This window comes from Oleiphilus sp. HI0125 (assembly GCF_001635355.1).
In genome coordinates, this window is the sequence record NZ_LWGF01001395.1 from 1 (window position 1) to 887 (window position 887).

The window sequence follows — 887 nt, forward strand, 5'->3', positions numbered from 1 at the left end:
GATAACCGGCGCTGCAGGTGAGGGCGCTTCGGATATTTATCAAACTGATTTTAATGGTCCAACCGCTATTGCTATGGGGGCCGAGGGAAGTGGCTTGCGCCGTCTCACGCGTGAACACTGCGATCAGCTGACAAAAATTCCGATGGCGGGCTCGGTAAGTAGTCTCAATGTCTCTGTGGCAACCGGTGTTTTCCTGTTTGAGGCGATGCGTCAAAGATCCTCTAACAAGTCATAAATTAGCGTCTATAGTTCATGCAATCTTTCAAATAAGGATTGCTTTTGAATGCTTCGACTACTGTTCCTTCTTCTATTTTCAACAAGCGCAATCGGCAGCACTGTTTCGGATATTAGTGCTGCTGCCGGTGAAACGACGAATCATGCCGCGAGCAATATAAAAGATTGGTATAGCGATGCGACGAATACTGCGCTGTTCAGTATTGGTGAGGCAGATATTACCGTTATTGATTTGGTGTGGGTAGTTGTCGTTCTGGTTGGGGCTTTTACCTTTTCATCCTTACTGCGTCGCTTCTTAAACCGCCTTACCGTTAAACATGAAAGCTTCTCAGTGTCAGGCATGTTTACGCTTGGCCGATTATTGCACTACCTGATTTTACTCATTGCCGTATTTTTGTGTTTTGCCTTACTGGGCATTGATTTTACGAAGTTAGCGATTGTCGCAGGTGCTTTGAGTGTCGGTGTTGGCTTTGGCTTGCAGTCTATCTTTAACAACTTTATTTCTGGTTTGATTCTACTGTTCGAGAGGCCAATAAAGGTTGGAGATTTAATTGAACTCGACTCGGGTACGCGAGGCAGAGTCAAAGCAATAAATGTTCGAAGTACTCAAATCACGACGTGGGATAACATTGATTTACTTGTCCCTAATTCGG

2 protein-coding genes are annotated in these 887 nt (G+C 45.0%); both read left to right on the forward strand.

Going from position 1 to position 887, the window contains the following annotated elements; all coding sequences use genetic code 11:
* Window positions 1-235 (forward strand): TrmH family RNA methyltransferase (locus A3762_RS23810; protein ID WP_304439326.1); only part of this gene is annotated, 235 nt, incomplete at its 5' end.
* Window positions 236-283: 48 nt separating this feature from the next.
* A partial coding sequence (locus A3762_RS23815) for a mechanosensitive ion channel family protein (protein WP_156493709.1) occupies window positions 284-887 on the forward strand: 604 nt, incomplete at its 3' end.